27 protein-coding genes and 3 tRNA genes are annotated in these 25,578 nt (G+C 31.9%); 16 read left to right on the forward strand and 14 right to left on the reverse strand.

Going from position 1 to position 25,578, the window contains the following annotated elements:
• Positions 1–20: 20 nt before the first annotated feature.
• Both ACTS9J_RS00200 and scpA read right to left on the reverse strand, forming a co-directional pair.
• Positions 21–530: a hypothetical protein gene (locus ACTS9J_RS00200; protein WP_038334805.1), complete on the reverse strand. Its 510-nt coding sequence runs from the start codon at positions 528–530 to the stop codon at positions 21–23.
• A gap of 76 nt (positions 531–606) precedes the next feature.
• Positions 607–2,739 carry a methylmalonyl-CoA mutase gene (scpA, locus tag ACTS9J_RS00205; RefSeq protein ID WP_125350662.1) on the reverse strand — a complete coding sequence of 711 codons (2,133 nt, stop codon included), beginning with the start codon at positions 2,737–2,739 and terminating at the stop codon, positions 607–609.
• 173 nt (positions 2,740–2,912) lie between these two features.
• On the opposite strand from scpA, the gene ACTS9J_RS00210 reads away from it, so the two are divergent.
• On the forward strand, positions 2,913–3,956 hold the full coding sequence (locus ACTS9J_RS00210) for a hypothetical protein (protein ID WP_219034248.1): 1,044 nt from the start codon (positions 2,913–2,915) through the stop codon (positions 3,954–3,956).
• Between the two features lie 58 nt (positions 3,957–4,014).
• On the opposite strand, the gene ACTS9J_RS00215 is transcribed toward ACTS9J_RS00210, so the two are convergent.
• The gene (locus tag ACTS9J_RS00215) at positions 4,015–4,284 is read right to left on the reverse strand and encodes a hypothetical protein (protein WP_038334819.1); all 270 of its coding nucleotides are present in this window, start codon (positions 4,282–4,284) and stop codon (positions 4,015–4,017) included.
• 222 nt (positions 4,285–4,506) lie between these two features.
• Here ACTS9J_RS00215 and era point away from each other — a divergent pair, with 222 nt between their 5' ends.
• From era to ACTS9J_RS00230, 3 genes are all read left to right on the forward strand, one after another.
• The gene (gene era / locus ACTS9J_RS00220) at positions 4,507–5,394 is read left to right on the forward strand and encodes a GTPase Era (RefSeq protein WP_038334822.1); all 888 of its coding nucleotides are present in this window, start codon (positions 4,507–4,509) and stop codon (positions 5,392–5,394) included.
• Positions 5,395–5,502: 108 nt separating this feature from the next.
• Positions 5,503–6,291 (forward strand): universal stress protein, encoded by a 789-nt coding sequence (locus ACTS9J_RS00225; RefSeq protein WP_125350660.1) that lies wholly within the window; start codon positions 5,503–5,505, stop codon positions 6,289–6,291.
• An 83-nt stretch (positions 6,292–6,374) separates the two neighbouring features.
• On the forward strand, positions 6,375–7,619 hold the full coding sequence (locus ACTS9J_RS00230; protein WP_416410399.1) for a DUF445 domain-containing protein: 1,245 nt from the start codon (positions 6,375–6,377) through the stop codon (positions 7,617–7,619).
• Positions 7,620–7,671: 52 nt separating this feature from the next.
• On the opposite strand, the gene ACTS9J_RS00235 is transcribed toward ACTS9J_RS00230, so the two are convergent.
• From ACTS9J_RS00235 to ACTS9J_RS00255, 5 genes are all read right to left on the reverse strand, one after another.
• Positions 7,672–8,142 carry an ecotin family protein gene (locus tag ACTS9J_RS00235; RefSeq protein ID WP_219034251.1) on the reverse strand — a complete coding sequence of 157 codons (471 nt, stop codon included), beginning with the start codon at positions 8,140–8,142 and terminating at the stop codon, positions 7,672–7,674.
• Positions 8,143–8,263: 121 nt separating this feature from the next.
• Positions 8,264–8,337: transfer RNA gene (locus ACTS9J_RS00240), tRNA-Asn, on the reverse strand.
• Between the two features lie 135 nt (positions 8,338–8,472).
• A complete protein-coding gene (locus ACTS9J_RS00245) occupies positions 8,473–9,147 on the reverse strand; it encodes a TIGR02117 family protein (RefSeq protein ID WP_221854428.1) in 675 nt (224 codons plus the stop codon).
• 57 nt (positions 9,148–9,204) lie between these two features.
• Positions 9,205–10,776, reverse strand: coding sequence for an Rne/Rng family ribonuclease (locus tag ACTS9J_RS00250; RefSeq protein WP_448352684.1), 1,572 nt, complete (start codon positions 10,774–10,776; stop codon positions 9,205–9,207).
• Positions 10,777–10,989: 213 nt separating this feature from the next.
• Positions 10,990–11,286 (reverse strand): HU family DNA-binding protein, encoded by a 297-nt coding sequence (locus ACTS9J_RS00255; RefSeq protein WP_019975652.1) that lies wholly within the window; start codon positions 11,284–11,286, stop codon positions 10,990–10,992.
• A 104-nt stretch (positions 11,287–11,390) separates the two neighbouring features.
• Here ACTS9J_RS00255 and mutY point away from each other — a divergent pair, with 104 nt between their 5' ends.
• From mutY to ACTS9J_RS00290, 7 genes are all read left to right on the forward strand, one after another.
• Complete coding sequence (mutY, locus tag ACTS9J_RS00260; RefSeq protein ID WP_280037957.1) at positions 11,391–12,410, forward strand: A/G-specific adenine glycosylase; 1,020 nt, start codon at positions 11,391–11,393, stop codon at positions 12,408–12,410.
• A 38-nt stretch (positions 12,411–12,448) separates the two neighbouring features.
• Complete coding sequence (locus ACTS9J_RS00265) at positions 12,449–12,901, forward strand: single-stranded DNA-binding protein (protein WP_280037958.1); 453 nt, start codon at positions 12,449–12,451, stop codon at positions 12,899–12,901.
• Positions 12,902–12,916: 15 nt separating this feature from the next.
• Positions 12,917–13,525, forward strand: a complete 609-nt coding sequence (gene gldD / locus ACTS9J_RS00270; protein WP_260392386.1) for a gliding motility lipoprotein GldD — start codon at positions 12,917–12,919, stop codon at positions 13,523–13,525.
• A gap of 75 nt (positions 13,526–13,600) precedes the next feature.
• Positions 13,601–14,911, forward strand: coding sequence for an RIP metalloprotease RseP (gene rseP / locus ACTS9J_RS00275; protein ID WP_221854425.1), 1,311 nt, complete (start codon positions 13,601–13,603; stop codon positions 14,909–14,911).
• Between the two features lie 65 nt (positions 14,912–14,976).
• Positions 14,977–15,050: transfer RNA gene (locus tag ACTS9J_RS00280), tRNA-Asn, on the forward strand.
• Positions 15,051–15,108: 58 nt separating this feature from the next.
• A tRNA-Asn gene (locus ACTS9J_RS00285) sits at positions 15,109–15,182 on the forward strand.
• A gap of 247 nt (positions 15,183–15,429) precedes the next feature.
• On the forward strand, positions 15,430–15,855 hold the full coding sequence (locus ACTS9J_RS00290; protein ID WP_286496160.1) for a lipocalin-like domain-containing protein: 426 nt from the start codon (positions 15,430–15,432) through the stop codon (positions 15,853–15,855).
• A 56-nt stretch (positions 15,856–15,911) separates the two neighbouring features.
• Here ACTS9J_RS00290 and recA read toward each other — a convergent pair whose 3' ends face one another.
• Positions 15,912–16,973 (reverse strand): recombinase RecA, encoded by a 1,062-nt coding sequence (gene recA / locus ACTS9J_RS00295; protein ID WP_038333157.1) that lies wholly within the window; start codon positions 16,971–16,973, stop codon positions 15,912–15,914.
• A gap of 11 nt (positions 16,974–16,984) precedes the next feature.
• Complete coding sequence (gene bcp / locus ACTS9J_RS00300; protein WP_291052633.1) at positions 16,985–17,440, reverse strand: thioredoxin-dependent thiol peroxidase; 456 nt, start codon at positions 17,438–17,440, stop codon at positions 16,985–16,987.
• Positions 17,441–17,661: 221 nt separating this feature from the next.
• On the opposite strand from bcp, the gene nth reads away from it, so the two are divergent.
• Positions 17,662–18,282 (forward strand): endonuclease III, encoded by a 621-nt coding sequence (gene nth / locus ACTS9J_RS00305; protein ID WP_038333161.1) that lies wholly within the window; start codon positions 17,662–17,664, stop codon positions 18,280–18,282.
• A gap of 35 nt (positions 18,283–18,317) precedes the next feature.
• Here nth and ACTS9J_RS00310 read toward each other — a convergent pair whose 3' ends face one another.
• Both ACTS9J_RS00310 and ACTS9J_RS00315 read right to left on the reverse strand, forming a co-directional pair.
• Positions 18,318–18,770: a lipocalin family protein gene (locus ACTS9J_RS00310; protein WP_291046313.1), complete on the reverse strand. Its 453-nt coding sequence runs from the start codon at positions 18,768–18,770 to the stop codon at positions 18,318–18,320.
• Positions 18,771–18,858: 88 nt separating this feature from the next.
• On the reverse strand, positions 18,859–19,305 hold the full coding sequence (locus ACTS9J_RS00315; protein ID WP_291046310.1) for a lipocalin-like domain-containing protein: 447 nt from the start codon (positions 19,303–19,305) through the stop codon (positions 18,859–18,861).
• Between the two features lie 52 nt (positions 19,306–19,357).
• On the opposite strand from ACTS9J_RS00315, the gene ACTS9J_RS00320 reads away from it, so the two are divergent.
• The gene (locus ACTS9J_RS00320; protein ID WP_291046307.1) at positions 19,358–20,203 is read left to right on the forward strand and encodes an alpha/beta hydrolase family protein; all 846 of its coding nucleotides are present in this window, start codon (positions 19,358–19,360) and stop codon (positions 20,201–20,203) included.
• Between the two features lie 34 nt (positions 20,204–20,237).
• On the opposite strand, the gene ACTS9J_RS00325 is transcribed toward ACTS9J_RS00320, so the two are convergent.
• Together ACTS9J_RS00325 and ACTS9J_RS00330 are read right to left on the reverse strand one after the other, a co-directional pair.
• Positions 20,238–22,385, reverse strand: a complete 2,148-nt coding sequence (locus ACTS9J_RS00325; protein WP_291046304.1) for a TonB-dependent receptor — start codon at positions 22,383–22,385, stop codon at positions 20,238–20,240.
• Positions 22,386–22,593: 208 nt separating this feature from the next.
• Entirely contained in the window at positions 22,594–23,535 is a 942-nt protein-coding gene (locus tag ACTS9J_RS00330; protein ID WP_291046302.1) for an endonuclease/exonuclease/phosphatase family protein, read from the reverse strand.
• Positions 23,536–23,597: 62 nt separating this feature from the next.
• Between ACTS9J_RS00330 and ACTS9J_RS00335 the strand changes: the two genes are divergently transcribed.
• From ACTS9J_RS00335 to ACTS9J_RS00345, 3 genes are read left to right on the forward strand one after another with little or no spacing between them, the layout of a single operon-like run.
• Complete coding sequence (locus ACTS9J_RS00335) at positions 23,598–24,728, forward strand: 5-(carboxyamino)imidazole ribonucleotide synthase (protein ID WP_291046300.1); 1,131 nt, start codon at positions 23,598–23,600, stop codon at positions 24,726–24,728.
• A 5-nt stretch (positions 24,729–24,733) separates the two neighbouring features.
• Positions 24,734–25,237, forward strand: coding sequence for a 5-(carboxyamino)imidazole ribonucleotide mutase (gene purE / locus ACTS9J_RS00340; protein WP_221855714.1), 504 nt, complete (start codon positions 24,734–24,736; stop codon positions 25,235–25,237).
• 17 nt (positions 25,238–25,254) lie between these two features.
• A complete protein-coding gene (locus ACTS9J_RS00345; RefSeq protein ID WP_221855716.1) occupies positions 25,255–25,542 on the forward strand; it encodes a hypothetical protein in 288 nt (95 codons plus the stop codon).
• Positions 25,543–25,578 lie beyond the last annotated feature (36 nt).

The raw sequence follows: 25,578 nt of genomic DNA on the forward strand, positions 1-25,578 counted from the left end.
TGAGCAAAGTTTAATTTTGATTAAAGTTTTTTCCAACTTTTATCCGAAATTTTATTTAGATCAATTTCAGAAGTTGTGATAAAAAGAGGTGTAATTTCTACAATTCGCTTTACCTGAGTTGTTTTTAGGTTAGATTCAGGACAAAATGTTTCGATTAAAACAATTTTTTCTGAATCAGAAGAATTGGATTTATAAAGCGTTTTTTGAATTTTTTTATCAATTTTCCAATTTGTACAACTTCCAATACTATAATATTCGAAGGTTAGAAGTGGAAGAAATCCGAAGATAATTCCAAAGATAAATTTCATCACATTCATAAAACTCCATCCGTCTTTCTTTTTGATAGAAAGTAGAAAAAGTACATAAATACTAACTGCCGCAGCAAATGTTAAAAGCTTTGGAAATAGTTTCGCAAAATCATGATTCGCGAATTCTAAACTGATAAAATCTCCAATCAGAAAGTATCCAATAAACCATATAATAAAAATTGTACAGATGATTAAGATAATATTTCGAAGAGTTTTATTCATTTCGCTTTAAGGTTTGTGTGGTATAAATATAAAAATATTCCTGTCAATAGACAGGAATACTCATACTAAAATAGATTTATTTATAAGATTTCAATAAATTCTCTAAAATTTCGCAGGCACATTCCGCCAAGTTTGTCCCTGGACCAAAGATTGCATCTGCACCATTTTGATAAAGATAATCATAATCTTGACGCGGAATAACACCTCCGACTACGATATAAACATCGTCTCTACCTAATTCTTTCAATTGTTTTACAACTTCCGGAACCAACGTTTTGTGTCCTGCAGCCAAAGAAGAAATTCCTAAAATATGAACATCATTCTCTACAGCTTGTTTCGCAACTTCTGCTGGCGTCTGGAACAATGGAGAAATATCCACATCAAATCCCATATCCGCAAAAGAGGTTGCAACGACTTTCGCACCACGATCGTGACCATCTTGTCCCATTTTAGCTACCATAATACGAGGACGGCGTCCATCTTCTTCGGCAAACTCGTCAGCTAAATTACGAGCTTCCTCAAATTTATTCATTTTACCTGCTTCCATAGCATAAACTCCTTGAATTCCTCTTGTAATTGCTTTATGACGACCAAAAACAGCTTCTAATGCATCAGAAATTTCACCTAAAGTAACACGACGACGAGCCGCTTCGATAGATAATTCTAATAAATTTCCTTCGCCTGTTTCAGCAGCTTTTGTTAATTGTGCTAAAATATCTTTTACAGCTTCGCTGTTACGCTCCGCTTTAATTTGATTTAATCGATCAATTTGTTTTTGACGAACAGCAGTGTTGTCAACTTCTAAAATTTCGAACTCTTGTTGTTCTAATTTCGAGCGGTAAGCATTTACACCAACAATTGCGACTTCACCAGAGTCAATTTTGGCTTGTTTTTTTGCAGCAGCTTCTTCAATACGCATTTTTGGAATTCCAGCTTCTATGGCTTGCGTCATTCCACCTAATTCACGAACTTCTTGAATATATTCCCACGCTTGATTTGCCATTTCATTTGTCAAAGATTCAATCATAAAGCTTCCTCCAAAAGGATCAGCCGTTCTACAAATTTGAGTTTCCTCTTGTAAAATGATTTGTGTATTACGTGCAATACGAGCCGAGAAATCTGTTGGCAAAGCAATTGCTTCGTCCAACGCATTGGTATGCAAAGACTGCGTTCCTCCTAAAGCAGCAGCTAACGCTTCTATCGCTGTACGACCAATATTGTTATAAGGTTCTTGCTCTGTTAAACTCCAACCAGAAGTCTGACAGTGCGTTCTCAACATTAATGATTTTTTATTTTGAGGCTCAAATTCTTGCATCAATTTTGCCCATAACATACGAGCAGCTCTCATTTTTGCAATTTCTTGAGGGAAATTCATTCCAATCGCCCAGAAAAATGATAAACGAGGAGCAAAATCATCAACTTTCAATCCTGCTTCCAAACCAGTTTTTACATATTCGTAACCATCTGCAAGGGTATAAGCCATTTCCAAAACAGGCGTAGCTCCAGCTTCTTGCATGTGATAACCCGAAATAGAAATCGAATTGAAGCGAGGAATTTTTTGAGAAGTATATTCGAAAATATCTGCAATAATTTTCATTGAAGGAGTTGGCGGATAAATGTATGTATTACGCACCATGAACTCTTTCAAAATATCATTCTGAATTGTACCAGAAAGTTGATCTTGCGAAACACCTTGCTCTTCTGCAGCTACAATGTAAAAAGCTAAAATAGGAAGAACAGCTCCGTTCATTGTCATCGAAACCGAAATTTTATCCAATGGAATTTCATTGAACAAAATCTTCATATCTTCTACAGAATCTATCGCAACGCCAGCTTTACCTACATCTCCTACAACACGTTCATGATCTGAGTCGTAACCGCGGTGAGTAGCCAAATCAAAGGCAACAGAAAGCCCTTTCTGACCAGCAGCTAAATTTCTTTTATAAAAAGCATTCGATTCTTCTGCAGTAGAAAAACCTGCATATTGGCGAATTGTCCAAGGTTGACGAACATACATTGTCGTATAAGGACCGCGTAAATATGGGGCAACTCCGGGTAAAAAGTTAATCTGTTTCAGATTTTTTACATCATCGTAATTGTAATCACTTTTGACTTGTAAACTATCTAATTCAAATGACTCTATATGTGATGGATTAGAATTTAGATTTCGTTTAAATCTTAAATTCGAAAAATCTGTTTTGTGATTCATCTTGCTAAGATAAATAATTATCCATTAAATTTTATAAAATTACCAATTTTTGAAACTGCTTTTTTCAACTTTTTGTCAACAAAAGTTGAAAAAACATTTTAATCGAGTTTTTTGGTAAAATTATTGATTTAATTTGATTATCAGTAAATTAAAAACACACAAAAGTAATTATTATGAAGTTAGATTTTAACAATAAAAACATTCCAGAGATTTTAAGTGAATTTCAGGATAAAAATACCTTTCAATGGCAAAATGATATTTTTGATTTGATGAAAAAGATCGATTCAAAAGAAGAAAAAGTTAATTTTCATTATTCGAGAGAAGATAATGTTTATGTATCGAATTTTGATCCTCGATTTGTAAATGAAACGTTTCATTCGTTAAATAATTTTTTAGGATTGAAAAAAGGAGATTCTACACTTTTAAGTTCATCGGTTTTAGAAAATGAAGGAGAAATTTCATTGGTTCAAGCCATAGAAGGAGGTTTTGATTTGTATTGTCATGAAGATTCGGATAAAGTGAAGATTCCATTAACAGACGAAAGTCAAGACGAAATAGGATACGCATTAAATTATGCTTATTTGACAAAGAAACAGATTGAAAATTCTTTTGAAGATTTGGCTAGAATCGAAAAAATTGCAATCGAAAGTGATGATTTGTCAAATGATTTGAAAAGTAAATTGAATGATCAAACGAAAACCAGTTTTTATCAAGTTTTTACCGCGAATGGATTTCCAATTGCAGTAAAAAAAATAGATGAAACAGATTATACAGTTTTAGATAAAATAGAACTTTCGGAAGATGAAAAAGGTAATTTAGTCTTGAATTCGCCTTACGAAAAAGAATCACTAAATTTATATAGACAGGCTGTTGTTTCGGATGATCAGAAAAAGTTTAGATGGATTTCTGGAAATGAATGTAAGTTGAATAGGAAAGATGTGGTGAATTTAGAATTGATTGAAGAAAAATTAAAACCATATATCGATTATAACTTTATTGTGATTGCTTTTCCGAAAAAAGGATCTACAGAAGATGTAATTTCTTTGGTAATAGAAAGTCGATTTGCAGAACATGTTGATATTCCAAAAAGTGAATTAGAACCTTATGAAGTTCCGCAACAAACATTTTTTATCGGAGATTTTCCGAAAAGTAATGATAAAGCTGCTATACGTGCAGAGTTAATTAGATTGCTGAAAGAATCCAATAAAAATAATTAATTAAAAAAGGGATACGACATCGTCGTATCCCTTTTTTAATTTAAGCAATAAACAATTTTTAGTATTGAATATCAATTAAAGATTTTAACGGAATCAAAACTCCATTCTTAATTTGTAGAAATTTATCCGTAACAGACCAAACAGTTGTCTCAATTTTTTTAGGACCTTGATCTGTTTGAAATGTAATATATGCTTTCGATTTGAATTCGTTTCCTAATCTTACTGCGCCATTCAATTTGTTTGCCTCTACCGTTACTTCGTCTTTTGGCGCGTCTAAAAATTTATAGTTTCTTACTTCTTCTTTTTCGATAAGTTCTGCTTTCATCATTTTTTTAAATTTTGGTTAATTTAATCTTCCATAACACATGTATGAAATTAATCATATTTTTCAATAAACCATAACTTTCGTCATATTTTTTTGAACTTAATTAGAATTATTCAAAATACAGACCAAAATCAATTTTATGAAATTAAAATTTCATTAGAATATTAATCTTTTCTTCAACATATTAATCTGAAATAATATTATAAAAATCACTAAATTTGTAGAATGTCAGACGAAAAGAAATTTAAATCCGGTTTTGTAAATATCATAGGAAATCCAAATGTTGGAAAATCTACTTTGATGAATATGTTGATGAAAGAGCGTTTGGTTATCGCAACACACAAAGCGCAAACTACACGTCATCGTATCAAAGGTATTTTAACGGGAGAAGATTATCAGATTGTATTTTCGGATACGCCTGGTGTTTTGGATCCTGCTTATGAACTGCAAACAAAAATGATGGATGCAGTAAATGAATCGTTGGTGGATGCTGATGTGATTCTTTATGTTGTAGAAATTGGAGAAAAACGATTGAAAAATGAACAAGTTTTCGAACGTCTGCAAAAAACATCTACACCAATTATTTTATTATTGAATAAAATTGATACAGCTACGCCAGATCGATTAAATGAAGCAGTAGAATATTGGCACGAATTATTACCAAAAGCAGAGATTTTACCTATTTCGGCAAAAGAAAACGTGAATGTAGATTTGTTGATTAATAAGATCAAAGCAATTATTCCAGAAGGTCCGCAATATTATCCAGAAGATCAATTAACAGACCGTTCGGAGCGTTTTATTGTAAATGAAGTAATTCGCGAAAAGATTTTATTAAACTATCAAAAAGAGATTCCATATTCTGTTGAGGTAGTTACAGAACGTTTCAAAGAAGATTTGAATTTAATTTCTATCGAAGCTGAAATTTTTGTTGAGCGTGACTCTCAGAAAGGAATTATTATTGGACATAAAGGAGAGTCTTTATCGAAAGTAGGAAAAGAAGCAAGAGAAGAGTTAGAGAAATTCTTTGATAAAAAAGTATTCTTGAAACTTTTCGTGAAAGTGCGAAAAGACTGGAGAAGCAAAGAGAATGATTTGCGTCGTTTTGGTTATTAAAAACGGTTAAAAAATAGATAAGTCTTGAGAAATCAAGACTTTTTTTGTGGCTTTACCTAAATTTTAGTTGTAAATTTATAGAACAATCTATTCTAGAATTTAATTATTATGGCTAAAATATTATTTCCAACCGATTTTTCGGAAACAGCGAACAATGCTTTTTTGTATGCGTTAAACCTTGCAAAAGTTCTCAAAACTAATATTAAGTTAGTCTCGGTACAATCAAATCTTAAAAATTATCTTGAAGTTACAGAAGAAAATTTCGAAAATTATATCAATAAACTTAAGAATATTGCAAAAGAAAATAATCTTGAACACGTTAAAATAGAGAGTTCTTTGGTTGTTGGCGATTTGTTGTTGATGATTTTGGATATTATCAACAAAGAAGATATACAATACGTGGTGATGGGAACGAATGGACAAAATAGTTTAGGCAAAAAGTTTTTTGGTTCTAACACGGTAAATGTCATTAACAATTCGCCTGCACCTGTGTTGGTTGTTCCAAATAATGTAAAATTTAAAGAAGAAAGAAATTTTGCTTACGCTACATTGTTCAATCAAAAAGAAGCAAAAGCTTTATCGCAAATGGAAGAAGTGACAAAACGTTACGATAAATTGTTGAACATTGTACATGTTGATGATAAATCGATTACTCCACAAATGTTAAGCGTGAAAAAAGAATGGGAAGAAGAATATCCTGAAGCGATGATTACAATTGAACCGAGTAAAGATGTAGAAGATGGTTTAATCAATTATTGTACAAAAAACAACATCGATGTTTTAGGTGTTGTTCACCGTGAATTATCGTCTTTCGAAAGATTATTTACAATCAATCATAGCCAACGATTATTATCGAGTGCAAATGTTGCATTATTGGTTTTTCAGGAAAGTAAATAAATCAAAAACACAAAAATTTGAGCGGAGAATTCTCCGCTTTTTTGATTGGCTAAATTTTTGCAACAAATTTTCAAAACACTTTTATGACGGAACTTCAGAAAATACAAAACCTCAAAAAACATAAAGCTATTGCGACAGGATTATTCATTTTGATGGCTTTTATTTACTTTTTGATGGTTTATCTAAGTCAACATTCACCTGTGAAATGGATCGGATATGTGGAAGCATTTGCCGAAGCAGCGATGGTTGGTGCGCTTGCCGATTGGTTTGCGGTTACAGCTTTGTTCAAATATCCGCTTGGACTTAAAATTCCGCATACAAATCTGATCGAAAATAGTAAAAATGCAATCGGAGATAATTTAGGACAGTTTGTAACTGAGAATTTTTTGACGCCATCTACAATTCGTCCATATATCGAGAAATTAGAAGTTGTAAAATATGCAGCAGATTGGTTGAATAAACCTGCTAATCAAGAAATGTTGCAAGAAGAATTGATTAATTTCTCCAAGAAAATTGTCAAAGATTTAAATGATAAAGATGTCGTTGATTTTATAACCTTGAAAGGTGATGAAATTTTAAAACAGTTTGATTTACCTGAATTAGTATCATCAAGTTTAGAGTATATTTTAGAAAAGGAAAAACACAACGAAATTTTAGAAGCAATTATTCCAAAAGCGAAAGAATATATCTTAGAAAGTGATTTGATTATTAAAGATAAATTAAACGAAAAACATCCTGTGATTTCATTTTTTGCTGGTAAAAAAATATCGAAAGGAGTAGTAGAAGGCGTGGTGAGTTTTTTGGATGAGGTTGAAGAAGATAAAGAACATCCAATTCGTCATAATATCGAACGAATTATCCGAGAAAATATTCAGAATATAAAAGAATCTCCCGATTGGAAATTTAGGTTAGAATCGCTTCGAGATGATTTTATCACAAAAGAACGATTGAATGATTATGCTTTGGATTTGTGGTTGGCGATTAAACAAAATTTGACTGAAAGTTTTGATGATGATAATTCTGCAATGCAAGTTTACATTAAAAAAAATATAATAAAATTGACCGAGAATTTGAACGATAACCAAGAAATGATTGATAAGATTAATGGTTGGGTGCGTCATTTTATTTACCGTATGATTTTACGAAATGTCAAAGAAGTAGAAAGTTTGATTAGTAATACCGTTGATAAATGGGAAGGAAAAGAGTTGAGCGAAAAGCTAGAATTGGAAGTTGGGAAAGACTTGCAATTTATTCGGATTAACGGAACGTTGGTTGGAGGACTTGTTGGTTTAGTTATTTACACGATTACGCAATTGGTATTTCATTAAAATTTAAAAGCTCGAGAATCTCTCGAGCTTTTTCAATTAACAACTATAAATATTACTTAACTAAATTAAGTTTTTCATCTGCTTTCCAAATTCTATTTTCTAATGTATAACTTTTTGGTACGTAAACTACGATTGGTAATTTGCTATTGTAACGCGTCTGCAAAGATTGAGCATGTACAATTTTTTCGACAGATTTATTGTCAAAACATCCCATTAAAGTTCCTGCTATATTTCCATCAGTTTCGAAATTAAAATAATCATAACCCCAACCATCAACAGTTTTTTGATCAAAATTTCCACTTAAGAAAAATTGATTACAAGAATCAACCTTTGTTTTTTTCCCAGCAAATATTTCAACTAAATAGTTTTCTTCATTGGCTTGTGGTTTTAAAGTGATAATTTTCTGTTCATATCCATCTTTTGCTTTTGGATACATTGAATAATCTATTTTCATATTTTTTTGTGCGAATGTTACCATAACCATTAATAATGCTAAAACGCTAAATACTTTTCTAAATTTCATACTAATCTGATTTTATTTGTTTTTCTATTAGTAAGATGCAAAAGTTAGGTGAATGGTTGTGTGAGGAAATGTTAAATATTTGTGAAATAAAAAAAGACAATCAAATTGATTGTCTTTTTTGCTCCTCCTCTTGGGCTCGAACCAAGGACCCTCTGATTAACAGTCAGATGCTCTAACCAACTGAGCTAAGGAGGAGTATCGTTATCGATATTGTGTTGCAAATATAGAGCAAATTTTATTACTTCCAAATCTTAAAAGTATTTTTTTTCGTTCTACAAGTCGCATTAATAGACAACTCTTTGAAAATGAATCAGAAATAATTTAAAAAAATTATTCATAATGACGAAAAATTCCTTGTTGTGTTGCCGTCCACAAGGGGGCTTCTTTATTTGCTGCTTTTAACGCGCTTGCAGCCCACGTATTACACGTAAAAAATAAACTATAACTTCCTTTTGCTTCGTAAAACGAATCACTATCTCCATAAACAGCATCTGTTTTTATTAATTCGACTTTGTTATTTAGATCCAAATCAAATGATTGCTTGATGTAAACAATTAATTTTTGATACTCTTCTACACTCAAATCAACTTTTTTACAATTGTCATCTATCGTCATATTATCATAAAAAGTAGTATGAATCGCCGAATCTCCTAACCAAAACGCAGCGTTGAAAGCTGTAGAGAATTTAAGATCTTTCCATTCCGGTGTATCCAAATAGAAACCTTTATCACCCCAACCAAAGGCAATATATTTGTATTCTTTTTTCGATTTTGTATCCAAGAAAGGTACAAAAGTCGACCAATCAATCGCTTCAGATTTTACTGGAACCACAATATCCGTATGTACGCCATTTGTCAAAATATACGCTGTGATTTGATCATTAGACTTCTCTTTTTGTTTGTTTACTGGAATTAATGGCAGCAAAACTACTGCAAGTAAATACACCACAATTAGTAAAACTAAAGCTTCTAAAGTTTTGAGAAGAATTCGGAATATTTTTTTCATAGTATTTTGTTGTGTAACGAATATAAAACAAAAAACCTCGCAATTGCGAGGTTTTTCTTAATTTGATTCGTTGTAAAGTGTATTATGATCTTTGTCCAAGAAATTAAATTGTAAGTATTTGTACGCATCTCTTGGTACAATCTTAATCCACTTTTTATGCTTAAAAAACCATTTCATCTGAATGCTTGGCAATCCATGTTTTAAATAAGCAGCTACGAAAGGATGCACGTGCAACGACATTTTTCGTAAATCCTTATCTTTTCTATCAAGGATATTCAAGAGCACTTGTTCAATTTTATCAATTGTAACGATAGGTGCTTCAACTTCATTCGATTCTTGGTTAGGATTTTCTTCAGTTGTAACAAAATTCACCTCTGGGCGAACACGTTGTCTTGTAATCTGAATCAATCCAAATTTACTTGGTGGCAAAATCTTATGTTTTGCTTTATCTTTCGCCATTTCAGCTCTCAGATGCTCGAACAATTCTTTTTTATGTTCTACATCCGTCATGTCAATAAAATCGACCACAACAATTCCTCCCATATCACGTAATCGCAACTGACGTGCAATTTCAGAAGCAGCAATTTTGTTTACGGCAAAAGCTGAATCTTCCTGATTTTTAGAATTACGAGAAATATTTCCCGAATTCACATCAATTACGTGTAACGCTTCTGTATGTTCAATCACAAGATATGCACCTTTAGATTGTGGAATAGTTACCGTTTTACCAAAAGCTTGTTTAATTTGTCTTTCGACATTAAACTTCTCAAAAATTGGAACAAATGGATCGTCGTATTCTTTTACCAAATTAATTTTATCTGGTGCAATAACTTCCAAATATTCGCGCATTTCGTCAGCTAATTCATCATCATCAACAGAAATTTTAATAAAATCATCATTAAAATTATCTCTCAAAATAGAAGAAGCTCTGTCCATTTCGCTAAGAATTTTAGCTGGCGCTTTCTTTTTTTGAAGATTTTTGAAGATTTGAGACCATTTGTTTAACAAATAAGCCAAATCTGCTTGTAATTCTTCTGCATTCTTCTCTTCGGCAACTGTTCTGATAATAACTCCGAAGCCTTCTGGTGTTAAACCTTCTAAAATTTTGATTAAACGATCGCGTTCTGGTTTTTGTTTGATTTTTTGCGAAATCGAAACACGTTCCGAAAATGGAACTAAAACTAAATATCGACCAGCAATTGAAATTTCAGAAGTAATTCTTGGTCCTTTCGTATGAATTGGTTCTTTTGTAATTTGAACCAAAACGGAATCACCTGGAGCAAAGATTTCTGTAATTTGTCCATCTTTGTCAATCGGTTCTTCCATACGGAAGTTCTTCAATTTTTCGGTTTTGTACGTGCCATTTGCTACAATTTTGTTGTACGCATTTGACGAACGTATTTGTGGACCTAAGTCATGATAATGTAAAAATGCATCTTTCGAATAACCAATGTCAACAAAGGTTGCATTTAAACTAGGAGCTAATTTTTTGATTTTACCCAAGTAAATGTCGCCAACTGCAAAGCCATCATTTGCAGTATCTTGATGAAATTCCATCAAGCGACCTTCATCTAAAACTGCGATGCGTACTTGATCAGCTAAGGCTGAAATCACTAATTCTTTACTCATCAAAAAATTATGTTTTTAAAAATGATAAAAGCACTTTCCAAAATTTCCATTGAAAAGTGCTATCTTGTAAAAAGACTAAATTATTAATAGCTTAGCTACTAATTATTTTTTCTTTTTGTGTCTGTTAAGACGACGACGTTTTTTGCGTTTGTGCGTCGCTACCTTATGTCTTTTACGTTTTTTTCCGCTTGGCATGATACAATTATTTTATTGTTATTTGATTACGTTTGCTTCGCTAGTCTTTACATCTTCGATGAAAGTCTTAGCTGGTTTAAATGTAGGAACGTTGTGTGCTGGGATAATGATAGAAGTACCTTTTGTAATGTTTCTACCTGTTTTTTCAGCTCTAGTTTTAATAGTAAAAGAACCAAATCCTCTTAAGTATACATTTTCTCCTTCTACTAATGATTTAATCACCTCCTCCATAAACGATTCTACCACTCTTTGAGTATCGCTCTTTTCAAGTCCTAATTTACCTGAAATGTTATTTACTATTTCTGCCTTTGTCATAATTCCTCTTATTATTCTTAAATTTGAAAGCGGGTGCAAATATAACGATAGTATCCCAACAAAAAAAGATTTTTTCAGTTTTTATGAACTTCAACTATCTGATTTTGTCATATTTTGACAAAAATAAACGAGATTTACCTTGGCGTCATACAAAAGACCCATTTCACATTTGGTTGTCGGAAATTATTCTCCAACAAACAAGGGTTGACCAAGGTATGAAATTTTACAATAATTTCATACAAGAATTTGAGACTATTTTCGATTTGGCAAATGCCGACGAACAAAAAGTCCTAAAACTCTGGCAAGGACTGGGTTATTATTCCCGTGCCAGAAATTTACACTTCACAGCAAAGACGATTGCTGATGAATTAAATGGACAATTTCCGAATAATTTCAAAGATTTAAAAAAGCTAAAAGGCGTAGGAGATTACACTGCAGCTGCAATTGCATCTATTGTATATGATGAAAATGTACCTGCTGTAGACGGAAATATGTTTCGAGTTTTTGCGCGATATTTTAATATTACAGATGATATAAGTTCGCCAAAAACAAAGAAGATTTTCTGGGATTTGGGCTTAGAAATCATTGATAAAAAACGTCCAGGCGATTTTAATCAGGCGGTAATGGATTTGGGTGCAACAATTTGTACACCAAAACAGCCAAAATGTGAAATTTGTCCACTTAATGAGTCTTGTGAAGCGCTTCGATTAAATAAAGTCAACGAATTGCCTATAAAATTGAAAAAGACAAAAGTTTCGAATCGTTTTTTACATTTTATTCTCATCGAAAATGAAGATAAAATTGCCTTGTCTAAACGAATTGGAAATGATGTTTGGAAAAATTTATTCACTTTTCCAAAAATAGAAACTGAAACTGACTTGTTGGATAAAGGTTGGATTTTAGATCAAAATCTTGAAAATAATTTAACTTTTATAGAAGAAGAGAAACACATTTTGTCGCATCAAAATTTATTTATAAAATATTGGAAATTAAATGTATCTTTAATAGATATAACAAATTTGCAAGCCGAAAATGATTTTGAAATGATTGCTTTAAATGATCTAGAACATTATCCGCTTCCAAAACCAATAGAAAAATTTATAAATAAACATTATTTGGATTAACTTTGTAAGTAACAAGCCACTAAAAATCTATTACAACTATGAATGGAACAACGAATAAAGTACTTTTGATCGGAAATTTGGGTGATGATATAAAATTGCATCACTTTGATGAACAAAATTGTATTGGACGATTTCCTATTGCAACGACAGAGTCTTACATCTCGAGAACAGGAGAACGAATTACAGAAACAGAATGGCACAATATTGTGACACGCAATAAATTGGCAGAATTATGTGATCGTTATCTGAAAAAAGGAGATAAAGTTTTTGTTGAAGGACGCATCAAAACGCGCAAATGGGACGATAATGGACAAACGCGTTATACAACAGAGATCGTAGCAAATTCAATCGAGTTTTTGACACCAAAAATTGACAATGAACAACGTCAAGCCATGCAAAATGATCAGAACAAAGTTCAGCAAAGTCAACAAAACACAACAGTTGTCGAGCCACCTTTTATAGATGAAGGAGAAGACGATTTGCCTTTTTAGAAATTAAAAAATTAAATGAATTTTAAAAAACTTAACGTTTTACGTTATACAATGAATTTTAAAACTATAATAGCATTATGTAGTAGTGCTATTTTTTTTGTGTCGTGCAATAAAAGCGAGGAAGTTGCCAAACCTTTAGGACAAGTTCGCCTCGAATATCCGCAACAAACTTATCTGTCTTTCAAAGAAAATGTACCCTATACTTTTCAATACTCAAACTTTGGGAAGGTCATTATGGGTAAAAAACCAAACTCTTTCAATATTGTTTATCCAAGAATGAAAGCGACAATTTACCTGACATATTTTCCGGTTCAGTCTCCACAAGATTTAATCGTTCAAATAAAAGAAAGTGAGAGTTTTGTGCAAGAACAGACGGTTAAAGCCAGTTTTATCTCGCCACAAGAATTTTCTTTTCCAGAAAAAAAGGTTTTTGGTACTATGTATGAATTAGGAGGAGAATCAGCGATTAATATTCAGTTTCATGCGACGGATAGTGTAAAGAATTTTTTAGCAGGTTCGGTTTATTTCAAAACTCAACCAAAACCCGATTCTTTAGCTCCAGCAGTTGATTATATCAAAAAAGATGTAAAAAAATTGTTAGAAACCTTAGAATGGAAAAAATAAACCGCTTTGATAAATAAATTCGATTAATTTTGTAATCGTTTAATAAAATTAGAACATAAATAAATTTAAAACAATATGTTAATACAGATAGCTACCTTAATGCTTAGTTTGATGCTTTTAGTAATGTTGCACGAACTAGGACATTATGTAACAGCGCGATGGTTTGGCGTTCGTGTTGAACGTTTCTTTTGTTTTTTCGATGTGAAATTTGCCATTTGGAAAAAGAAAATTGGTGATACTGTTTACGGTATCGGTTGGTTGCCTCTTGGAGGATACGTAAAACTTTCGGGAATGATTGACGAAAGCATGGATTTGGAACAAATGAAACAAGAGCCAAAACCGTGGGAATTCCGTGTAAAACCAGCTTGGCAACGATTAATCATCATGTTAGGAGGTATTATTGTAAATATCATTTTAGCGATGATTATTTATACTATTTTATTCATTTCTCAAGGAAAAAGCTTTGTTGATGTAAACAAAATGCAATATGGAATCGAAGCGAATGCAACGCAAACTAAATTCGGCTTGCAAAAAGGTGATATTCCAGTTGGTGTAAATGGTGTTAAATATCAAGCATTAAATGAAATAGGAAAAGAAGCCTTGTTGGGTGGTGAAACTTTAGATGTAAAACGTCAAGGAAAAGAAGTTTCTTTACCAATTACAGAAGATTTCAGAACTGAAATTTTAAACGCTAAAGGCGCTTTCTTTATTCCTCAAATGCCAACCGTTGTGGATTCTGTTGTTGAGAATAGTGCAGCACAAAAAGCAGGTTTATTAAAAGATGATAAAGTAATTGCTATTGATGGTTTCACAACACCTCTATTTTCAGATTTAACAAATAAATTAAAAGAATACAAAGGAAAAACAGTTTCTTTAAGTGTTGAAAGAAAAGGCGAGCCTGTAGAGTTGATGGTAAATGTAGATAAAGATGGAAGCATTGGATTCCTAAGATCAACAGCATATTTAGATTCATTAATTTCTAAGGAAGATTATACAATTGGTGAAGGAATCGCAAAAGGAATTGTAGAGCCATTTGAAGCGATTGCAACGCAAGTTCGTGGAATTGGGACATTGTTCCAAGTAAAAGACGGTCGTAAGCAAGTTGCTGGACCAATTGGAATGGTAAAACAAATGCCAAAAGAATGGAACTGGTTATTTTTCTGGTCATTTACGGCAATGATTTCTGCTTGGTTAGCATTTATTAACTTATTACCAATTCCAGGTTTGGACGGTGGACATGCTGTTTTTGCCATCTATGAAATGATCACAGGTAAAAAACCAAGTGAAAAAGTTTTAGAAAAAGCACAAATGGTTGGCGTTGTAATTATCTTAGGATTAATGGTATTCATCTTCGGAAACGATATTGTGAATATGATTTTTAAATAAAATTTAAAATATTTTTTGTGGGTGTAAAAAATACTTCTATATTTGCACCCACAATTAAGCAACATTCCTCCTTAGCTCAGTTGGTTAGAGCATCTGACTGTTAATCAGAGGGTCCTTGGTTCGAGCCCAAGAGGAGGAGCTTTTTTAGTGAAATGTCAAACAAAGACTTAAAAATAAAATTTTAAAATATCGGATTTTCCTCCTTAGCTCAGTTGGTTAGAGCATCTGACTGTTAATCAGAGGGTCCTTGGTTCGAGCCCAAGAGGAGGAGCAAAAAAGACAATCAATCTGATTGTCTTTTTTTTTATTAATACCTCCCTACTTAAAAGCTTTACTATTTAACTAATAAATATGAATATTCTGAATTCGTTTCATTCTCATCATAAACAATATGCGATGTTGAAATAAATTCAACATGACAAACCACTTCTACAGAAATGGTTTTTTATTATAAATACTTAAAAACGTTTAATTAATATCATTTTTCATAGCTTTATTACCAATCAAAAAAATAACTTATGAAAAAACTATTATTATTTGCTACACTTTCAGCGACTACATTTTTCGCATCTTGTAATAACGATGATGATTCTAATGTAGAATCGCATGAAGAATTATTAATTGGTAAATGGCAGATTAAAAACTCTGGATATTATTTGAATGGAAAAGAAATAATTGAAGAATACAATGAATGTGATTCTAAAACAAGTATAACTTTTAATAAAAATTTTACTTATTATAATGATTTTTATGAAGGAGGAGGAAATGACCCTTGTTATCATAGCCCGTCTGAAGGAAAATGGAGTTTAAAAAACAAACGAATTACCTTAACAGAAAATAACACTAATGATACTGAAATAGAAAATATCGAAATATTAACAAAAAATAGTTTAAGAATTTCATTTGGAGATGAGGACGCCTTTTTTATTAATTATACAAAATAACAAAAAAACCTCTCAAAATTGAGAGGTTTTTATCATTATATAAAAATTCTTTCGAATTAATCTTCAGCAAATAATTCTGCTTCGTCAGCTGGATTATCAACTGATGGTTTTCCATCTACTGGCTCACCTTTGATTAATGCGACAATTTTAGCTTCAATTTCTTCTGCCAATTCAGGATTATCTTTCAATACTTCTTTTACAGCATCGCGACCTTGTCCTAATTTGCTATCGTTGTATGAATACCAAGAACCAGATTTGTTTACAATTCCTTTCTCAACACCCATATCCAAAATTTCTCCAACTTTAGAAATTCCTTCACCGTACATAATATCAAATTCTGCTTGACGGAATGGAGGAGCAACTTTATTTTTAACCACTTTTACTTTCGAGTGATTTCCGATTACCTCATCTCCATTTTTGATTTGAGTAGAACGACGGATATCCAAACGTACAGATGCATAGAATTTTAAGGCGTTACCACCAGTTGTTGTTTCTGGATTTCCGAACATTACCCCAATCTTTTCACGTAATTGATTAATGAAAATCGCTGTACATTTCGTTTTATTAATTGTTCCTGTCAATTTACGTAAAGCTTGAGACATCAAACGCGCTTGTAATCCCATACGAGAATCTCCCATTTCACCTTCAATCTCCGCTTTTGGAGTAAGTGCCGCAACAGAGTCAATTACGATAATATCTATCGCTCCCGAACGAATTAAGTTATCTGCAATTTCTAATGCTTGCTCACCATTATCTGGTTGAGAAATAATTAAGTTTTCTACATCAACACCCAATTTCGCTGCATAATAACGGTCAAATGCATGCTCAGCATCAATAAAAGCAGCGATACCACCAGCTTTTTGAGCTTCAGCAATAGCGTGTAATGTCAATGTTGTTTTACCAGAAGATTCTGGTCCATAGATTTCAATAACACGTCCACGAGGATAACCTCCTACTCCTAACGCTAAATCTAATCCCAAAGATCCAGAAGGAATTACTTCTATTTTATCATCAACAGCCGAATCTCCCATACGCATTACAGTCCCTTTCCCGTAAGCTTTGTCCATCTTATCTAAGATTAGCTGTAACGCTTTCTTTTTATTGTCTAAATCGCTCATTATATTATTTTTTATTTTTCTAAAATTTGTTTTGCGTGTTCTTTTGTTTTCACTTTTTCAATTACATCCGTAATCATTCCTTTTTCATCAATAATGAAAGTTGCACGATGAATTCCATCAAATTCGCGTCCCATAAATTTCTTTGGTCCCCAAACACCGAAAGCATTCAGAATTTCATGATTTTCATCTGCAAGCAAAGGAAAACGTAAATTGTTTTTCTCAGCAAAATTCTTTTGTCTTTTCACAGAATCTGCACTTACTCCAACCAAATGATAACCTTGTGTCTTCAACGCATTTTCGTTATCGCGTAAATCACATACTTCGGCTGTACAACCTGGCGTACTTGCTTTTGGATAAAAGAAAACGACTAATTTTTTTCCTGCAAAATCTTGGTATGAAACTTCGTTTCCATCTTGATCAATTCCTTTAAAATCTGGAACTTTATCTCCTATTTTTAACATCTTGATTTGTCTTTAGAACTTCTCGTAAAAATAATGATTAAATCTTGAATCGTAACTGATTTAACTAATTAATCTTTTATTTATACTACAAATGTAATGTTATATAACGCCAAAATAAGTCGCTAAATATTTACTTTTATTTTTTTGTAAGAACGCTTGTGGCTGATTATTTAAAACATAATTAAAGATGTTTCATTATTTTTACACAAAAAGTTTCAGAACTTATGATGTTAAAGAAAGAGCGTATCCAATTTGTGATTGATGAATTGGAAAAATTATATCCAGTTCCACCAATTCCATTAGACCATCAAGATGCTTTTACATTATTGATCGCCGTTTTATTATCTGCCCAAACAACAGATAAAAAAGTGAATCAAGTAACACCCGAATTATTTGCGAAAGCTGCTAACGCAAAAGCAATGTCGTTATTAGAAGTAGATGAAATAAAATATTATATCCGCGAAATTGGTTTATCAAACACAAAAGCCAAAAATATCAAACGGTTGTCCGAAATTTTAATCGAGAAATACGATGGCGAAGTTCCAGAAGGTTTTGAAGAATTAGAAGAATTACCTGGCGTTGGACACAAAACCGCTTCGGTAGTGATGTCTCAATGGTTTGGTCATCCTGCTTTTCCTGTCGACACACATATTCATCGTTTGATGAAATTATGGAAATTGACAAAAGGTAAAAATGTTGAGGAAACAGAAAAAGATGCGAAGAAAATCTTTCCAAAAGAGTTGTGGAACAAATTACATATTCAAATCATTTATTATGGACGTGAATATTCTCCTGCACGCGCTTGGAGTTTAGACAAAGATTTTATTACACGAAAAATGTTCGAATAAAAAATACCTTCCAAGATGGAAGGTATTTTTCTTTATTATTTTACAATTTCAAAAACTTGCAAACGAAGCTTTATCGTATCTATTTTACTCAACGTATCTTGCAAAATCAAATATTTTGGATCTAACTGCTTCACATAATAATTGTACGTTGTATCTTTTGTTTCCATTGTCAACAAACGTTTTGTTTTAGACGTATTATACACATACGTTCCTATCGTTTGTTCTTGTACACAATTTCCTTTTTCGGTTTTATACATGTTAGAATTATAATTCGTAACATCCGAAAAATCTAATGTAGATTGTCGTTCACAAGCCAACAACTTGTCTGTTTCCGTTATATTCCCTTTCGTTTTTCTAATTTCTTTCAATTGCCATTTTCCAGATCGCAACAATTGATCTTGCGATATTGCCAACGAATCGTCTTCTTTGCACGAAAAAGCTGAAAGCAATAAAATTGATGCTAAAAATAGGCTGAATATATTTTTCATTCGGTTCAATAATTATGTGGTAAAAATAAAGATTTTGAATGACGTAAAGTGAATATAAAAAATAAACCTGAAAACTTATTTTCTTTATTTATTGTTTACGTAAAATATCATAACTGATTGTATTTGCTATTTTCTCGAATTCCTTATCAGAATCTACAATTTTTTTATCAATATATGTTTCAAAAGTTATCGTTTTATCTTGATTAATTTTCACAATTCTATCCTCAAAAATATAATCATCAATGTAAAATTGAATTCTATTATCAACAATTCGCCACAATGTTAATCGAGGCTCACTAGGAAAACAATTGCCATTACTTCCTTCTACATAGTTATAAATAGCATATCCATTATCCCAAATTGTATAATTTCTCATTAACCGACAATCATCAAATTCTTTAGACACTTTTTTGCCATTTTCATAAAAGCCTGATTCTTGTAACTTCCAAAAACCAATCACATTATCAGGTTTTAATTGTTGAGAAAACATTTTTGAAGAGAATAAGATTAATAGAATTAAAATAATTTTTTTCATAAGATTGATTTACCTTGTAAAGGTATATTTTTTACCTTATCAAATAAAAAGAATGAAAAAATTCATACTAGAAACTTCCGACAAATATCCAATTGCCATAACCTCTTTTGGCGAAAACAATGCAACCAAAAAAATCATTGTCATTTCGTCTGCAATTGGTGTTAAACAAACTTTTTATGCCAAATATGCAACGTATTTAGCTAATAAGGGATATTTGGTTTTTACGTATGATTATCGCGGAATCGGCGATTCTAAACCCAAAAAATTAAAAGATTTTAAAGCGCATTTTACAGATTGGGCCGACAAAGATTTTTTAAGTTTAACACAATATATCGAAGAATTTTATCCCAATCACGAAAAATTCTTAATTGGTCATAGTATCGGTGGAATTATGATTGGTTTGACACGCGCTTACAAAGTTTATGATAAAATTGTAACGATTGGTTCTCAATATGGCTATATCAAAAATTTTCATCAAAAAGATAAAACTAAAGTGAATTTCTTTTTTCGCATTGCGATTCCTGTTTTATCTGCTTTTTACGGTTTTTTTCCTTCTCAAAAAGTTGGAATGGGCGAACCAATTCCAATCGGGATCGCAAAAGATTGGCGAAAACTAATTCTGAATGAAACTTCAATTCTAGGTTACGCTGATGAAACGCAAAATTTGTATGATGAAATTACAAAACCTGTTTTAATCATTAGTTTGGATGATGATTTTATGGCAACACCAAAATCTGTAGATTTATTTGGGAAATTAGTTTTGAAAAATGCGAAGAAAAAACGTTTGAATATCGTTCCAAAAGAATATGGGTTGGATGAAATTGGACATTTGGATTTCTTTCGAGAAAAAAATAAAACCGAAATTTGGCATATTCCTCTTGATTATATTGAACAATAAAAAAAGCTCGAGAATTTCTCGAGCTTTTAGCTTTTTATAAACGAATTCCAACTCCACCCAAAACATTAATTCCGGCTTGTGGAAAATAATATCCTCCTCCATAATAATAACCGTTTGATTCGTATTCTACATCAAATAAATTATTAATCAAGAACGAAAATTCAAGGTTTTTAATTCCTTTTACTTTTGGCGAATATCGAATCAAAAGATCCGAAACTAAATAACTATCTAATTTTCCATCTGCTGGTTCTGTATTTGATAAATATTGTTCACCAACATATTTATTCGTCAAATTAATCAATACATTTTTGAAAGGAACAGCTTCAAAACCGAAAGCAGAAATCACATCTGGTGAAAGCGCAATTTTTGTCTTTCCGTATTCTTTTACAGAAGAACTTCCATCAACATCCCAAACTTCCTCTTTGTAATTATTATGTTTGTTTTCGCTAAACGTAATATTTCCAAAAACATTCAAACGATTTGGAATAATCTTATAGTTTGCATCAAATTCGACTCCTCGTCTAAAACTTTTTCCTGAATTAATTCTTTTTCGACTTCCTACATCATTCAATTCTCCAGTTGGCACCAATTGATCACGGTAATCCATATAATACAAATTCGCACTCAAAGCAAGACGACCACTTTTTCTGTAACCCAATTCGTAATCTTGTAAAAATTCGGCTTTTGGTTTTTTATCTTTATCATTCAAACCTGCATAATCAATACGCAAAGGTTCACGTTGAGAAATTCCGTACGAAGCATACAATACATTTGAAGAATTGATTTTAAAATTTATTCCAGCTTTTGGATTCACAAAATTGAATGTATCCGAAAATGGTCTGAAATCTTCCTCATCATTTTTTCCATTTGGTAAATATTTCGCATCATAATCAACATAACGATATTGCAAATCACCAAACAATTCAAATTTATTCAATTGATACAATACTTTCGCATAAGCAGCCAATTGCTTTTTCACAGAACGATTGTTGTAATATTTGAAATCTTTATCCTTAAAACCTGTGCCTTTTACCCATAAGACATTTCCATAATGATCGCCATCATATTCGTTTGCAGATAATCCGAAAAATACTTTAAAATCGTTTAATTTTTGATTTTCAACTTCAAGATTAAAACCATAAAAATCATTATCAAGATATTCACGATTAATTAAATTTCTTTTTTCTGAAGTTAAATAATCCAATTTATAACGTTTCAAACTGCGATTATTTTTATAGCTCTCGTAATAACCTTTACCTTTTGTGTAATGAACTGTTAAATTTGATTTCCAATTATTCCCAAAATCTTGTAACCACGAAAGAAAATAATGATTTTGACGGTAATTATCAGTGTGATTTTTATAAAAACCTTCAACCTTTCCATTTTCGTCTAAAATTTCTCCTTCAAAATTATATGTTCTATCATTTTTTAAAGTTTCAGCATCTACACCACTCCATGCCTGATACGTTTGTTCTTTTCCAAACATATTCTGAAATCTAAACTTTGTTTTTTCATTCAATTCATATAGAGCTGTAAAATCATAAGAGATTAAATCTGACCAAGATCTGTCTACATATCCATCCGAATTTATCTTAGAAAAACGTCCATCAATACTCAATTTATTATTTAGTATTTTTCCCGTACCAGCCTGAACTGTATATTTTTGTGTTTTATAATTTCCGAAAGAAACATTTGCTTCTGCAAAAGGAACGGTAGACGGATTTTGAGATTCGATATTAACACTTGCTCCAAAAGAAGCCATTCCGTTTGATGAAGTTCCAACTCCTCTCTGAATTATCATAGAGCTTGTAGATGAAGCCAAATCTGGCATATTCACCCAAAAAACACCTTGAGATTCAGGATTATTAAGCGGAATTCCATTTAATGTAACGTTGATTGATTGTTCATTAAGTCCACGAATTTTGATAGACGAATAACCAATTCCTGTTCCTGTATCAGAAGTTATAGAAACAGACGTAGCAGAATTTAACAAATTTGGAACATCTTGTCCCAAATTCTTCTTTTGTAACATTTTATCAGTTACCTTTTCAACTGTAATCGGAAGTTTTTCGACAATTGAAACTTCTCCTAATTGAATTTCTTCTTTTTGAATAGAATCTTTTTCTTGTGCATAAAGAATAGATGCACCAAATAATGACAATAAAAAAATCGACCTTTTCATAATTAATTTTAAAAAATATTATGAAAGGAGCCATCTTACACTTTTATAATTTACGCGCGAATGTAATTTGGTGAAGTACCAGTTCCCTTAGCAGCATTACCTGCCCAGGTTCTTTGGGTATAATCTCAGCCTCTTGTAAAGAAGCACCCCTTTCGATTGAACTTCAAAGGTAATCTTTTTTTTGAAATTTAAAAATTAACCCAAATTCTTAATCTATTTTCAGTTCTGCAACAATCGGAAAATGATCTGATTTTATATCATCTCCACGATAAAAATTGGTCACTTTTATTTTTTTCGAAACCCAACATTGGTCGATATTTGTGCGGAAAATTGGAATAAAAGCATTCCAAGAATTATTCAATCCAAAACCAGAACGAGCATCTTTCATTTTATCCGATTGCACCAATTTGAAGTTCGGAGAATAAACTGTTGAATTCAAATCGCCAACTAAAATGATATTTTCATTCGGTAAAGCATCTATTTCCTGCTTCATTAATTCGTATTGTTTATTTCGTCTTTCAAAACGAGCCTGATTTGGTAATGGCGGAACTGGATGTGTCGCTAAAATACTAACAGACTTACCGTCTACAGAAATTTCCGCTAAAATAGAGGGATGCATCTCATCAATGTAATTTTTTGTAGACACTTTTTTAAATGGTATTTTAGAATAAATGGCAATTCCGAAATTGTTACTTCTAACTTCTTCTTTATAATATGGATACTCTTTTCTTATAAATTCTACATTTTTTTGCCAAGATGGAGTTAGTTCTTGCAAAACGATAACATCAGCAGTTTCTGTACCTAAATATTTTTGTAGATGCTGAAATTCATCATTCTGAGAAAAAATATTAATCGAAATAATCTTGAAATTAGATTGCTCACCTCTCGCATTTTCTCCAAAATAGAAATTTCCTAAATTTTTGTACGTAATAATCGGAATAGCAACGAGTGGAATCAACCACAAAATATTTTTCTTTTCTTGTTTACGAATCGAATAATTGTAAATCAAACACAAGAAAAAAGCAATAATTAGTGCATAAACAGAATATTGCACCAACATATCAAATACAAAGTATTGGTAAAAACTTCTACTCGATAAATAAATTCCCAGAAATACTAAAAATAAAATTTTACTCCACTTTGTTAACATCTCGTCAATACTTTTTTTGATCTCGTAAAAATAGAAATTATATTATTCATTAACTTCGCAATATGATAAAAATCGGAATTTTAGGAGGAGGACAATTGGGATATATGTTTTTGCAAAATGCATTACAATACCCTTGCGAGATTAGTATTTTAGATCCGGCTGCTGATGCACCTTGTGCACCACATGCACATCATTTTATACAAGGCGATTTCAAAGATTATGAAACAGTTGTCGCTTTTGGAAAAGATCTAGATGCAATCGGGATTGAAATTGAGCATGTTAATGTTGATGCTTTGCGTTATCTAAAATCTATTGGAAAGCGAGTTGTTCCAGACCCTGAGGCTTTAGCGATTATTCAAGACAAAGGAGTTCAGAAAGAATTTTATGTCAACAACAATATTCCGACTGCGCCTTATTTTAGATTAGATAATTGGGAAGAGTTGAAATCAAAACAAGACATCAATTATCCAATTTTCCAAAAATCAAGAAAAGATGGTTATGATGGAAAAGGTGTACAATTCTTAAAATCTGAAGCTGATTTAGACAAAATGCTTCAAGCACCTTCTATTTTCGAAACACCTGCCGATTTAGATCGCGAAATTGCAGTGGTTACAGTTGCCGATCATTCAGGAAATATCGTGACTTATCCAACCGTAGAATTTGTTATCAACGAAGAATATAATTTATTAGATTATTTATTAATGCCTTCTACACTTCCGAAAGAAATCACTGAACGTGCGGAACAAATTGCTCGCGATGTTGTAAAAGCATTGAAATCTTCAGGAGTTTTCGCAGTAGAAATGTTTGTTAACAAAGACCAATCTATTTGGGTTAACGAAACAGCTTCTCGTGTTCACAATTCGGGACATTCGACAATCGAAGCAGCATATTCATCACAATTTGACCAAATGTTAAGAACCTTAATGCAATTACCACTTGGTTCTACAAAATTGTTTACAACTTCTGCTATGGTTAACTTAATTGGTGCTGAAGGAGAAACTGGATCAGCTGAAATAGAAAACATTGAAGAGTTATTAACAATACCAGGAACATTTTTACATTGGTACGCGAAAACAATCACAAAACCAGGTCGAAAAATGGGACACGTTACATTGGTTAACGATGATTTAAAACAATTAAAACAAAACATAAAACAAGTTAACGCAACGGTGAAAGTCGTAGCAAAAAAGTAACAACTATGGTAGGAATTATAATGGGAAGTGATAGCGATTTGCCTATCATGAAACAAGCTGCTGATCTATTAACAGAATTAAATATACCTTTCGAATTAACAATTGTTTCTGCGCATCGTACGCCACAACGTATGTTTGATTATGCAAAAACGGCTCACGAACGTGGAATAAATGTCATTATAGCTGGTGCTGGTGGCGCCGCACATTTACCAGGAATGGTTGCGTCTATTACGCCGCTTCCTGTGGTTGGTGTTCCAATTAAATCGTCAAATTCTATTGATGGTTGGGATTCGATTTTGTCTATTTTGCAAATGCCAAATGGAATTCCGGTTGCGACGGTTGCTGTGAATGCTGCGAAGAATGCAGGAATTTTGGCTGCGCGTATTTTAGGTGCGACTAATCCAACTTTGCAAGAAAGATTAATCAAATACCAAGAAGATTTACAAAAAGCTGTAGAAGCGAAAATAAAGCTTGTAAAAGGCGAATATCCGAATGGTTTTGATAAGTAAGTTAATTTATTAAAAATATGGAAGAAAATAATTTTTGGATATATTCAACTTATTTTAATGAATTTATCAAACTCCTTAAACAAGAATTTAATTTTCAAAAGGATTTAGATTTAATAAAATATAATCTTTTTCAAACTAATTTTGATAAAGATATATGGTTTGAATTATCCGAATCCGATTCTTATCATAAAATTGAAATTTCTAAAGACAATGATGATCGTGATATTATTTTCTTCAAAATCATGACAACTAAAGATAAAATGGATTCTATTCAATCTTTTTTATCAGAAATTGAAAAAGAATAAATAATCAATTTCCATAAACCAAAAACGCCCAAGCTT

The sequence above is a fragment of the Empedobacter sp. ULE_I140 genome (assembly GCF_053482575.1).